The sequence below is a fragment of the Nocardia sp. NPDC052112 genome (assembly GCF_040680135.1).
Taxonomy (GTDB): Bacteria; Actinomycetota; Actinomycetes; order Mycobacteriales; family Mycobacteriaceae; genus Nocardia.
The window spans coordinates 1-12282 of record NZ_JBFAWD010000040.1 but is presented as its reverse complement, the minus strand read 5'-3'; the positions used below and the strand labels follow the sequence as shown (position 1 = coordinate 12282).

Sequence of the window (12282 nt, the reverse complement as noted above, 5' to 3'; positions counted from 1 at the left end):
CACTGCTCCCGCTAGTGGGAAATAGCGGGAGCAGTGTCGGTTGACTCGCTGTCGACCGTGTCGAGCATGCCCGCATTGATCGCCACGCCGGTGGCCGGAAACAGGTGGGCCGCATCGCCGGCCAGCAGGATCCGTCCAGCGCGATATCGGTCGGCCAGCCGATCCTAGAAGGTCCAGCGCGACAGTTGTCGTATTCGGTGGACTCTGCTTCGTGTCGAGAAGGAGTGGGCGCGCCCCGTTTCCCTAATGGGGAGCGGATTTCCGAAACCGACCGGCGAAGCCGCGCAGCGGGAGGTCCGCGCTGGTCAACAGTCCCGGCGGAGCGGCGACCACGGATGCGATCGCGTTGAGTGCGGGCAGTCCGGTGACGGTCATACCGATCGAAGCGAAGTTGTCCGGATTCGAGAGGTCGACGCCGGGCTTCGGGAGAATCATGTGCTTGTTGTAGACGCACGGATCGCCCTTGATCCGAGTTATATAGCAGCCCTTGATATTCCAGCTCGGGTCGGTGTGCGGGGTCATCTGCCACTCCAGATGCGTCTCGATTCGCGCGACACCGTCGACCATGCCCCGGTACTTGATGTGGTTACCGCCGAGCGACCCCTTCGGCAGCTTGTACCAGCCCAGATCGACGTCCCTGGTGCAGGCGCCGAGTTCGTAGGTGAACTCGACATCGTCGAGCTCCAGACCGAAGCAGTCGGCCATCAACAGGACACTGTCGGCGAAGACGCGGGTGTATTTCTCCAGCTTGCCCGGAATGCTCGGATCGTCGACCGGCAATCCGTAGCCGACCTCGATCCAGGTCTCCTTGGAGTGGTGGCACGACACGTCGACGGATTCGAGGGTGATGATGTTCTCGATCTCGGCGACGTCGGCGGAGCACACCACACCGAGGATCTGGTTCAGGCCGGGGTTCATACCGGTGCCGTAGAAGGTGGAGCCACCTTTCGCGCACGCCTCGCGCAGGAGCTGGGTCACCGGCTTGCCCGACGGGTGCGGGTGGTTGGTGTCGCGATGCCAGCCGGTGATCCAGTCCGCCGTGGTGACGATGTCGATGCCCGCTTCGAGCACCTCGACATAGAGGTCTTCGTCCGGAAATACGCCGTGGAAGGTCAGCACATCGGGTGCGGCGGCGATGATCTCCTCGACCGAGCCGGTCGCGATGACACCGTTCGGTGCCAGCCCGGCGATCTCGCCCGCGTCCCGGCCGATCTTCTCCGGTGTGTAGCAATGCAATCCGATGAGTTCGAGATCGGGGTGGTTGCCGATTCGTTTGATCATTTCGGTACCGACATTGCCGGTGGCAACCTGGAACACCCGAATCGGTGCGCTGGTAGGTGCGGTCATTGGTGCCTGTCTTTCTGGCCGGACGGATGGTTGTCGGGCGTCGGGTGTGGGTAGAACTGCTCAGCCCAGGTGCGAATGGCGTTGAAGCCCTTGTACTCACTTCCGGACAGCGCCGGTGGATCCGAATAGCGCTGGTGTTGCCAGATATTGATGTCCTGGGTGAACTGGCGGATGACCTCCGCGGCGAACGTCTGTGCTCGCTGCTCGGCCTGCGCCGTATCCGAGCCGGACCGACGGCCGATGTACACGCTGAAACGAATATCGGAGGTGTTGTCGTCGACCGGGGTGACCGCCGTGATGGTCCGGTTGTCGACCATGCCCCAACTCTTGGTCACCGCGACGCCCAGTCCGCCGTTGATCGCTTCGACGCCACTGTTGACGTCCGCAATGGACTGCCCGTCATCACCTTCGAAGGTGATGGTGAAGTCGACATAGGACACCGGTTCGTCGAAGTCGTGCCTGGTGAACACCGGCACGATCGGCGTCTGGTGCACGAACTTGAAATGCGCGAAGTCGACACCGTTTTCGAGCGCGTACTGCGGATGAAGTTCCAGTCGCTCCCGGAACAGGGTGGCCGCGGGGTAGTAGTCCGCCGAACTGCTGTCGTCGCCGAATCCGGTGAATACATCGGGCACATCGAAATAGGGGGCGCGACCGTCGACGTCGTGCCAGATGTAGACCGATTCATTGCGCTCGACGACCGGATAGGTGCGGATGCGCCTGCCCCGATTGGGATGCTTCTCGTACGGAATGCAGACATTGCGGCCCTCGTGGTCCCACTGCCAGCCGTGAAAGGGACATTGGATGACCTCGCCCTCGACGTGCCCGCCGTAGCCCAGATGAGCGCCCAGATGTTCGCAGTACGCGTCCTGCACTGTCAGCCGGCCCGATTGCGCCCGCCACGCCACCAACTCCTGGCCGAAGTACGTCATCCGATGGACCTCGCCGACGCCGACCTCGGCCGCCCACGCGACCTGGAACCATCCCGTCGGCTTCATCGATAGCGGCGGTTTCGCCATCTCGGTGTCCTCTCCCGAGCCGAATCACAGTGACCGCCGTGAAACTATCACAGTGGGTACTGTGAAACTATGAAAAGCGGCGCAACGGGCGGAGATTCGAAGGCGGCCGGACGCGCTGCACCGAGCCGGGCCAGGACATCCGCGCCAGCTAACATCTGGAAAGTGACCGACCGGGAAGTCAATGCGCGACGCACGAATCGGCGGGGCGACGCCACCCGGGAGAACATGCTGAGAGCAGCGGTGCGATCGCTGGCCACCGGTGACCCCGGGGCCGTGTCGGCCAGCAAGATCGCCCGCGAAATCGGCGCCACCTGGGGTGCGGTCAAATATCAGTTCGGCGACAACGACGGGCTCTGGGCCGCCGTGCTGCACTACACCGCCGAGCGGCGAGCCGAAATGCTCACCTTCACCGACACCACGGCCCCGCTTCGCCAGCGCGTCGCCAGCATCATCGACACGCTCTACGCGGGACTCACCTCCCCCGACTCGCGGGCGATCGAGAACCTGCGTGCCGCGTTGCCGCGCGATCACACCGAACTGGAACAGCTCTACCCGCGCACCGCCGCCGAACTCGCATCCTGGGGCCGAGGCTGGCTCGAGACCTGCCAACACGCCTTCGCGGACCTCGGCGTGGACCCCGACCGTGTGGCGGAGATCGCGGCACTCATTCCGGGCGCCATGCGCGGCATCAACTCCGAACGCCAGCTCGGCACCTACTCCGACCTCGACAAGGCCCGGCGCGGACTCACCAACGCCATCGTCGCGTACCTCGAAGATTCGGGCCGGTCGACGGTTTGAGCGAGCCCCGATTCGGATCGAATAATTCGGCCTTCACTCGCGCGTCCCGAGATTCGGGCCTTCGCTCGGTTCGCCGAGGAGAAGTGTTGTCGAGGCTGTCACCGGTCGATGGCGGCGACGGAGACTTCGATTCTGGTGTCGTGCTTGTCCTCGGTCCAGCGTTGTGCGTCGTAAAGCCACCACCGGTCGATATCGAGGAGATAGAACCGGCGGGGACCTGCGGCGCGGAATTCGTCGAGCGGCAGCATCCACTCGGCACGGACCGCGGGGTCGGGAAAGTTCGATTCGTAATAGCGGTCGTAGTAGGCGGGCAGTTCCTCGGCGGCGACTTCGCGGCACTTGCCGGTGAACTGGGCGCCGTCGATCGGTATGCCCGACGGTGCATCGGATCCGGTCAGCCCGGTCAAGAATATCGAGCCCGCAACCTGCGGTGCGCGGGCGATATTCATCGAATGCCGCGCATCGCGCAGCGAATACCACAGCAGTCGCAGCGGCTCGTGCAGCACAACGTAGTTGACGGTGGACGACCATGGACCGGCAGGGCCACTGGTGGCGAGCGTGACGAACCGAGCCCGATCGAGCAGGACACGGCTGCGCAGTGCGAGAGCCGCCGCGTCCGATCCCCGTCCGGATTGCCCGGGTGCGGGTAACGGGATGGGAATCATCGGGTCGGTGAGGATTCGGGCGTCGAGGATCTCATACCACTCGTCCTGGCCTGTCCGCCGTTTCTCCCATTCCGGATCACGGGACCGAGCACTGATTTCGCGACGATAGCGGCCCCATTCGGCTTCGTCGGCGAAAGTGACATGATGCTCGAGGCTGTGCACATCGTCCCCGATGGTCACCGTGTGCCACCGGGTATCGAGAACCATATCCAGATCGGCATAGAACCAGAGCTGGCGGTCTGCGATCCACTGCCAGAACGCGGCCAGATCTGTTCGAGCCTTTACCGTCGGTTTGAACCGGTAGACCAAGTGCAGCATCAGGCGGGCCTTTCGTTCGGATCAGGACAGAAATCGAGCCAGTCACGGCTCAACGAGGACAAGTACTTGGAAAATCGGTCACGGTAACCGTGCGCTAGATCCCTGTTGTGCGCACGCACGTGTTCGACGTCGAGTTCACCGTCGTCGAGCAGCACGACGGCCGCGAGCGGTTCCACGGTCGCACCACGACGGATCTTTGCTTCCAGTGCGGAGGTCGACAGGAAGAGCCGGGATAACCCATTGTGTGCGGCGTAATCGATGGGGGCATAACAGGTGGTGACGAAATACGGGTACCCGTCTCGGCTCACCGCCTCGTCCGCGCCGAAATACCGGCCGTGCAGGCTGTCGCCGTGGCGGTAACACACGGCAACGGTGGCCAGCCTGCCATTTCGATGGCACAGCAACACTTTTGCGTGGTCGAGCAGACCGACTCGGCGCTGTGCGGCAAAAACACCCAACATCCACGCGACACCTTGGCCACTGCCGTATCTGCGGCGGGTGGCTGCGATCAGCGGTGCTATCACGGCCTCGATCTCGACGGTGAGATCGACCCATTCCAGGGTGAAGTCGGCGGCCGCGAAGTCACGGAGCTCTCGGAGTCGTCGCTTGCGGTTGTGTCCGCCCGCATGCTCGACAAAATCCGCGGTTCCACGTGGGGGCACCGCGACCGTAGCCTCGGCAGCATGCAGTAGCACGTGAGCGGCGGGATGCGCGCGCCCGAGTTCTCTTGCGGCACTTACCGGGAGATACGGCATGACCACCCCGACATGCCCGTTCTCCCGGGCGTAATCGAGCGAACCGGCCAGCAGGTGCGCCAACGTCGCCGACCGTTGCGGCCCAGCCGTGCAGATCAGACCGTTGCGCACCGACCGACGGGCGCCGAGCCAGACGAACGTGCGCTGCCACGGGCCCGGAACCTTCGGAAAGAATTCCGGCAGATGGAACAGCCCTGGCGTTTGCTCGCCATCCCAGAGCGCAGTCGCACCGGTGATCCGATTACCGATGCTGATCGTCAGGACCGGATGCGGGCCTGCCACCTCATCCAGATGGCGCAGCCAGGCATAGCTGCAGAACAGCTCGCCCGGCGGAACAAGGTCATCCCATTCGACCGCGCCGATCGCGTCAACGGCTTCGACCCGGCGCGTTTCGATGGATGTGCACAGCATAGTTCGTCCCGAGCTACTAGCAGATTCCGCGATCGTAGGACATCCGGGCCGCCGATGCAGTGTGGGCTGACCAGCACTTGTTCCCGCACTTGGGAATTCACCCTTTCCGCTGCCCGGTCTTCCCGGCACGACTCAGGTTGTCCAGTCAATATTCGGCATCCTGAGCCGGCGACTTTCGCGGGTCGAGTCCAGTGGCACGGGACGGTCACCGCACGATCCGTTAGCTGGTCAGCCGATTGCCGCTACTGTCGGCGGGGCCGCCCGCACCGAGATCCACTTGGGCGGCAACACGACTCGCTCGGCGTAGTGGAAAGCTCCGTAGAGCCCCGGTCGTGCGCGCCTGCTACCTTTGAGCGGCGTTTCGTTTGCTGTGCAAGACTGCACTGGTGGCCGAGACCGCTGAACTAGTTACCAATGTTTCCGACACCGCCCGATGGGTGGCCGCCTTCCGCGCCACCGAATCCGCACGGCCGGACGCCCTCTTTCACGATCCCCTCGCCGACCGAGTCGCCGGGGAGCGGGGCCGCGCCATAGCCGCCCACACACCGCGCTTGATGCTCAATGGCTGGAATCTGGTCACCCGGACCAAGCTCATCGACGACCTGATCCTGAAGACCATCGCGCAGGGCTGCGATCTGGTGGTCAATATGGCCGCGGGTATGGATACCCGCCCGTACCGGCTGGAGTTGCCCGCCGAATTCCCGTGGATAGAGGCCGATCTCCCTGAATTGGTCGCCGAGAAGAACAAGCTGCTGACCGGGGAGTCGCCGCGCTGCGCACTCACCCGCACGGCGGTGGACCTCGCTGATCCCGAGGCCCGGCGGCAGTTCCTGGACGAGGCCCTCGCTGGTGCGCAGCGCGCGCTGGTGCTCACCGAGGGGCTGGTCTACTACCTCAGCGACGACGACGTCGCCGGCTTGGCCGCCGCGCTGTCTCGTCCTGAAATTGCTTGGTGGGCAATGGATGTCAATAACCAGGCGATTGTGAAGCGAATGGGCAGAGCCACCACCGAACTGCTGGCCAACGCCCCCTGGCAGTTCGGTCCGGTCGATCCGCTCGGCTTCTTCGCCGACCTCGGCTGGACGGCCGACGAGGTGAACCTGCTGGCCTCGGCGGCCCACCGGTTCCACCGACTGCCCTGGTTCATGAAGCCGTTCATGCTCTTCCCACAACCGGATCCCCGCAAGCCGCTCGAAAATTCGTGGAAGCCTTGGAGTGCGGTCGTGCGGCTCGAGCACACACCATCGAGCCGCTAGCTCGCCGTAACGAAAGGCTCTCCACCCTATGGGTAGCAGCTGGCTACGTCCCCTGTCCCCCGCGCCGGGTGATGGATCTCATAAATTGGTCTGCTTCCCGCACGCGGGCGGCTCGGCCATATCCTTCGGGCCATTGGCCGAATGCGTGGGGGCAGAATATGAGGTTCTCGCTGTTCAGTATCCGGGGCGACAGGATAGAAGACGTGAACCGCTCGTGGGGAATATCTCCGGCCTCGTCGATGGCCTGCTGCCCGAGCTGATAGCAGCGGTCGAGGGGGCCCAGGATTTCTCCTTGTTCGGGCACAGTATGGGATCTGTCGTAGCTTTCGAGGCCTGCGCGCGGCTCGAGCAGAAATTGGGAGTGCGCGCGCGGGTCCTGTTCGCCTCCGGTCGGCGCGCGCCTTCGGCCGCGCAACCCGAGTTGCGTGTGCACCTGTTGCGCGATCGAGAACTCTGTGAGCAGCTACTGCAGTTCGGCGGTACACCGGCGGCGTTGCTCGAGGATCCCGAATTTCGAGAGCTGATCCTGTCGATCGTCAGGAACGACTATCGAGCCATCGAGACCTACGAGTGCAGTGCGGACGCGATGGTCAGCAGCCCTATCGTCGCGATGGTCGGCGACCGTGACCCCGATGCGAGTCTCGCGGAAATCGAGGTATGGGGCTCGCACACCACGGGAAGCTTCTTCGCGAAATCATTTCCAGGCGGTCATTTCTTCATCGATGCGAATCGCCAACCGATAGGACAGCTGATTCGCGATCATTGCACCCGAGCGCTCTCGAGCTAGCGCCGCAACGACCGGGTGAGCAACTCGCCCACCCGGTCGTTGTTCCTAGCCCTCGAGCCAGCGCTCGATCGCTTCGGCAACATCCGCCGAACCGTCCTCCAGGATCGAGAAGTGGTTAGCCGGTACCGAAACAACGGTGTGCATCGAATCCCACGGTTCGGCCTGCCAGTCCACGCGATCCGATGCGCTCCCCAGGAAGTTCTGGGCGCACTGGACGAACAGCGCGGGTGTGGCGACGGAGCCGGGCATCATCTGCTGTAGCAGCTGCACGTACCGACCCATACCCGTCAGTCGATCCCGGTCGAAGCGACCGAATGTGGCTTCGTTCGACACCATGTGGTCGGCCATCGCTCGCAGCAGCCATTCGCTGTCATCGTGCACCTTGTAGGTGTCCAGCATGACTACGCCCGCGGGCGCTGGGCCACCGGCCGCTTCCAGGTGCTCGGTGACGCGGTAAGCCAGCAGCCCGCCCGAGGAGTAGCCGAGCAGAACGAACGGATCGCCCTGCGCCGCCTCCAGGACAGCGCGCGCCAATGCTTCCGCGGCCGCCGTCGGCGTCGCCGGAAGTGGCTCTCCCGTCCGGCAACCGATCGGAGCCAGCGCCGAAACGTCACGGGCGGTTCGCAAATGCGAAACGATCCGGGCGTATTGGTGCGCGCCGCCGGTGGCCAGCGGCGGCGCGAGGCAAATGATGCGCGGCAGGGCGAAGCCCGCGCCGAGTCGGGTGGGCACCGGCAGTCGGTCCAGTTCGTGCGCCGAGGAAAACTGCTCGCGCAGCTCCGCCGCCGCCCGCAACAAGGCGAAGCCCTTCCCGGATTGGCCGGACGCTACCGCGCCACGGAACATCCCATACAACGAATCATCCTCGCCGACTTGCTCATTGCCGCTTCGTGAGCCTTGACTGAGCTCCTTCCGCAGGTATCGGGCCAGAGCCGCCGGTGTCTTGTGATCGAAGATCGCGGCGGTCGGGAGTGTCAGTCCGGTGGACGCGTTGAGCGTGGTCCGCAGCTCCATGGCTGCCAGTGAGTCGAATCCCGATTCGAGAAAATCCCGCTCCGGGTCGAGAGCATCGACGCTCTCATGCCCCAGCAGCCTGGCCGCGGTCTCGAGAATGTGCTTGCGAAGCAACTCTTCCTGCTCGGACTCCGGGAGCTGGGCCAGTTGCCGACGCAGCGCACCCGTGTCCTCGGCCCCGACGCTCTGCCGCCGCCCGGCTCGTTTGGCCAGGTCGCGCAGCAGCGCGGGCACCGCGTCCCGAGCCCGCAGGGCGGGCAGATCGATCTCGGTCAGGATGCTCGCCGGGGTCTCCGAAGCTACTGCGGTATCGAACAATTCGAGCGCCTTGCCCGCGGCCAGTGGCGGCAGACCCTGGCGGCGCATGCGCTGCCGGTCGGCCTGGCTCAGCCACTGTGACAGGCCCGTTTCGATATCCCACAGACCATAGGCGAGCGCGGTGGCCGGCAGACCTTCGGCGTGCCGGTGGGTGGCGAGCGCGTCGAGGAACGCGTTGGCTGCCGCGTATCCGCCCTGGCCGGCGGGCAGGATCGACCCCGCCACCGAGGAGATCAGCACGAAGGCGGACAGGCCGGCGGCCCGGGTGAGCTCGTGCAGATACCAGGCCGCGTCGGCCTTGGCACCGAGGGAGTAATCGATCTGCTCCGGTGTCGAGGTCTCGAGCATCCCGTTGTGGGCAACACCCGCCACATGCACGACCGCGCCGAGGGGATACTCGGCCGGGACCGAAGCGAGCAGTTCTCGCAACGCATTTCGGTCCGCGACGTCGCAGGCGGCCACGCGCACCCGGGCACCGAGGTCGGTCAATTCCGCGACGAGATCCGCGGCGGCATCCGGTCCGCGGCGGCCGGCCAGCAGCAGGTGCCGCACACCGTGTTCGCTCACCAGGTGCCTGGCGAGGTGACGACCGATTCCGCCGGTGCCACCGGTGATCAGTACCGTCCGTTCCGGATCCCAGGGTGCCCGCGGGTCCGACTCGGGCGGCGCGGCCCGCACGAGCCGCGGCACCCGTGTCCCGTCCGCCCGGACGGCCAATTCCGGTTCACCCGACATCGCCGCGGCGGCAAGGTGATCCGGGGTGGTCTCAGCCGTGGCCTCGACGAGCACGATCCGCCCGGGATGCTCCGCCTGCGCCGCACGCACCAGGCCCCACACCGCGGCCGTGGCCGGACCGGCGGCAGCGTCGGTGACCACAGCCAAAGTGCTTGCCGCGTAGCGATCCTCGCGCAGGAACTCCTGTACGACGCCGAGCGTGCGGTGCAGCGCGGTGCGCAACCGGGCCGGCTCGTCGTCGCCGTCGACCGGGGGGCAGAACACGACGACCGAGGCCGACGCAGCCGACCCCCACCCGGCCCACGAACCCGCCGAGCGCAGTTCCGGCCCTGGCCGCCAGCTGAGCTCGTACCGCCCGTCCGGCGCGGATCGGGTTGCGGCCGAGAGCAGGTCGATCGACATCGGGCGCAGCGCGAGCGACCCGACGGACAACAGTGGTGCCCCAGCGGGATCGGTCATGGCCAGGGCGACCTCGCCCTGGTTCAGCCAGGACAATCGCACCCGCACCCGCCGGGTTCCGTCGGCGTGCACCCGCACCGACGACCAGACGAACGGCACCAGGGTCGGCCGCTCGGCCTGCTCGTCCACGCCCTGCGGGAGACCGAAGGACAGCGCGTGCATGGCCGCGTCCAACAGCGCCGGATGCACGCCATAGCCCTGGGTGGCGGTCGGCTCGGGCAGCGCGACCTCGGCGAAGAGGTCCTCACCGCGGCGCCACAGGGCTTCCAGTCCGCGGAAGGCTGGCCCGTAGTTATAGCCGTGGTCGGCGAGTACGTCATAGGCGCCGGCCAATTCGATGTCCGTGGCACCGGCCGGTGGCCACCGTACGAAGTCCGTCCAGTCATCCGGTGAATCGGTTTCCCGGCTCGGGCTCACCGTGCCCTGCGCGTGGTGCGTCCACGGCACCGACGGATCGTCGCCGTCCCGCCGGGAGTAGACGTCGAGCCGTCGGCGACCGGTGTCGTCGCCGTCGCCGAGGATCACCTGGATATCGACGCCCGCCTGCCCTTGGAACACCAGTGGCGCCAGCAGGGTGAGTTCCGCCAGCTCCGGGCAGTCGACCTGGTCGCCGACGTGGGCGGCCAGTTCGACGAATCCGGTGCCCGGCAGCAACACCGTGCCGAGCACGTCGTGATCGGCCAGCCAGGGATGAGTGTTCGTGGACAGGCGGCCGGTGAATCGGACGCCGCCGCTCTCCGGCTGTGCCACCAGGGCACCCAGCATCGGGTGGTCGGTGGACCGCAAGCCGAGTGCATGCGCCTCGCCGGTGTGCAGCGGGCCGGTGGACCAGAAGCGGCGGTGCTGGAAGCCATAGGTCGGCAGGTCGATCCGCACGCCGCCGGTGCCGGCGTAGTACGTCGTCCAATCCACCGTCGCACCCGAGACGTGCAGTCGGGCGAGGCCGGTCAGCACGATCGCGGAGTCCGCTGTGTTTCGTTTCGACAGCGCGATAGTTGTTGCGGTGTCCAGGGTTTGGGCGATCATCGGTGTCAGCACCGCATCCGGGCCGACCTCGGCGAACCGGACTACACCCAGACCCGCCATCGCCGCGACGGCATCGGCGAAACGGACCGTATCCCGGACCTGACCGACCCAATACGCAGGATCCGACATCTCATCGGTGATCCGCGCACCGGTCACCGTCGACACCACCGGGATGCTCGGCCGCGAGAAAACCAAACCCGCAATCACCGAAGCGAACTCGACCAACATCGGCTCCATCAACGCCGAATGGAAAGCATGCGAAACCCGCAACCGACGCGTCCGCCAACCACGCTCGATGCACACCCCGACAACAGCGACGACCGCATCCTCGACACCGGAAAGCACCACCGACGACGGACCATTCACCGCCGCAATCGACACCCCACCGACCAGCAAAGGCCGCACATCAGCCTCGGACGCACCCACAGCGACCATCGCCCCACCAGCAGGCAACGCCTGCATCAAACGACCACGCGCCGCCACCAACACACACGCATCCGACAACGACAACACACCCGCCACATACGCAGCAACAACCTCACCAATCGAATGACCAGCCACCACATCCACACACACACCCCACGATTCGAGCAACCGAAACAACGCCACCTCGAACGCGAACAACCCCGCCTGCGCAAACACCGTCCGATCGACAAGGTCGTCGCCATTCAACGCCACGCCCAACGAAACCGACTGCCCCAAAAGCGGATCCAACTCGGCGACAATCGCATCGAAATGCTCGGCGAACACCGGATACGCAGTCCGCAGCCCGGCGGCCATACCAGCCCACTGCGCACCCTGACCCGAGAACACCACACCCGTCGAACCCGCCAGCACGCGGCCGGAAACCACACCGGATGCCGGCGCACCGGCGGCCAGCGCCCGCACGCCCGCGAGCAGCCCCGCACGGTCATCGGCCACCACAACGGCCCGATGCTCGAAGACACTGCGCGACGACGCCAGCGAGAAGCCGACATCGATCGGATCACGGTCGACCACATGCGATGCCAGGCGAGCGCCCTGCGCGGCGAGAGCATCGGCGCTGCGGGCCGAGACCGCCCATGGCAGCAACCCGCCCGCCGGCGCGGACTTGACCACAGGCTCCGGCTCCATCATCGGCACCGGGGCCTGTTCGATGATGACATGAGCGTTGGTGCCACTGATGCCGAACGAGGACACACCCGCACGCCGCGGCCGATCCACCTCCGGCCACACCACCGCCTCGGTCAACAAACGGATATGGCCCTCGGACCAATCAACCTTGGAACTGGGCGCATCGACATGCAGCGTCCGCGGCAACACCCCGTGCCGCATCGCCATGACCATCTTGATCACACCACCCACACCAGCAGCCGCCTGAGCATGACCGATATT

Annotated in this window: 9 protein-coding genes; 3 read left to right on the top strand and 6 right to left on the bottom strand. The window is 65.7% G+C overall.

All coding sequences use genetic code 11. The annotated features are described in order from the left end of the window. Positions 1 to 11: 11 nt before the first annotated feature. The 3 genes from AB0L58_RS40360 to AB0L58_RS40350 all read right to left on the bottom strand — a co-directional run bounded on the left by AB0L58_RS40360 (position 12) and on the right by AB0L58_RS40350 (position 2366). Entirely contained in the window at positions 12 to 158 is a 147-nt protein-coding gene (locus tag AB0L58_RS40360) for an FAD-dependent monooxygenase (protein WP_364396198.1), read from the bottom strand. An 85-nt stretch (positions 159 to 243) separates the two neighbouring features. Then, positions 244 to 1347 carry a dihydrodipicolinate reductase gene (locus tag AB0L58_RS40355; RefSeq protein WP_364396115.1) on the bottom strand — a complete coding sequence of 368 codons (1104 nt, stop codon included), beginning with the start codon at positions 1345 to 1347 and terminating at the stop codon, positions 244 to 246. After that, positions 1344 to 2366, bottom strand: coding sequence for a Rieske 2Fe-2S domain-containing protein (locus tag AB0L58_RS40350; protein WP_364396113.1), 1023 nt, complete (start codon positions 2364 to 2366; stop codon positions 1344 to 1346). The genes AB0L58_RS40355 and AB0L58_RS40350 overlap by 4 nt, the downstream gene beginning before the upstream one ends. A gap of 225 nt (positions 2367 to 2591) precedes the next feature. Here AB0L58_RS40350 and AB0L58_RS40345 point away from each other — a divergent pair, with 225 nt between their 5' ends. Next, positions 2592 to 3164: a TetR/AcrR family transcriptional regulator gene (locus AB0L58_RS40345; RefSeq protein WP_364396196.1), complete on the top strand. Its 573-nt coding sequence runs from the start codon at positions 2592 to 2594 to the stop codon at positions 3162 to 3164. Between the two features lie 98 nt (positions 3165 to 3262). Here AB0L58_RS40345 and AB0L58_RS40340 read toward each other — a convergent pair whose 3' ends face one another. Further along, positions 3263 to 4147: a pyridoxamine 5'-phosphate oxidase family protein gene (locus AB0L58_RS40340; RefSeq protein WP_364396111.1), complete on the bottom strand. Its 885-nt coding sequence runs from the start codon at positions 4145 to 4147 to the stop codon at positions 3263 to 3265. Next, on the bottom strand, positions 4147 to 5313 hold the full coding sequence (locus tag AB0L58_RS40335; protein ID WP_364396109.1) for a peptidogalycan biosysnthesis protein: 1167 nt from the start codon (positions 5311 to 5313) through the stop codon (positions 4147 to 4149). Before AB0L58_RS40335 ends, AB0L58_RS40340 begins: the two co-directional genes overlap by 1 nt. Before the next feature lie 386 nt (positions 5314 to 5699). On the opposite strand from AB0L58_RS40335, the gene AB0L58_RS40330 reads away from it, so the two are divergent. Next, positions 5700 to 6569: an SAM-dependent methyltransferase gene (locus AB0L58_RS40330; protein ID WP_364396107.1), complete on the top strand. Its 870-nt coding sequence runs from the start codon at positions 5700 to 5702 to the stop codon at positions 6567 to 6569. 28 nt (positions 6570 to 6597) lie between these two features. After that, entirely contained in the window at positions 6598 to 7356 is a 759-nt protein-coding gene (locus tag AB0L58_RS40325) for an alpha/beta fold hydrolase (protein ID WP_364396105.1), read from the top strand. A gap of 45 nt (positions 7357 to 7401) precedes the next feature. Here AB0L58_RS40325 and AB0L58_RS40320 read toward each other — a convergent pair whose 3' ends face one another. After that, positions 7402 to 12279 carry a type I polyketide synthase gene (locus tag AB0L58_RS40320; protein WP_364396194.1) on the bottom strand — a complete coding sequence of 1626 codons (4878 nt, stop codon included), beginning with the start codon at positions 12277 to 12279 and terminating at the stop codon, positions 7402 to 7404. Positions 12280 to 12282: the final 3 nt, after the last annotated feature.

Excerpts from the sequence above, each read along its gene's own strand:
- AB0L58_RS40355 (WP_364396115.1), bottom strand. The coding sequence starts at position 1,347 with ATGACCGCACCTACCAGCGCACCGATTCGGGTGTTCCAGGTTGCCACC.
- AB0L58_RS40350 (WP_364396113.1), bottom strand. The coding sequence starts at position 2,366 with ATGGCGAAACCGCCGCTATCGATGAAGCCGACGGGATGGTTCCAGGTC.
- AB0L58_RS40345 (WP_364396196.1), top strand. The coding sequence starts at position 2,592 with ATGCTGAGAGCAGCGGTGCGATCGCTGGCCACCGGTGACCCCGGGGCC.
- AB0L58_RS40340 (WP_364396111.1), bottom strand. The coding sequence starts at position 4,147 with ATGCTGCACTTGGTCTACCGGTTCAAACCGACGGTAAAGGCTCGAACA.
- AB0L58_RS40335 (WP_364396109.1), bottom strand. The coding sequence starts at position 5,313 with ATGCTGTGCACATCCATCGAAACGCGCCGGGTCGAAGCCGTTGACGCG.
- AB0L58_RS40325 (WP_364396105.1), top strand. The coding sequence starts at position 6,598 with ATGGGTAGCAGCTGGCTACGTCCCCTGTCCCCCGCGCCGGGTGATGGA.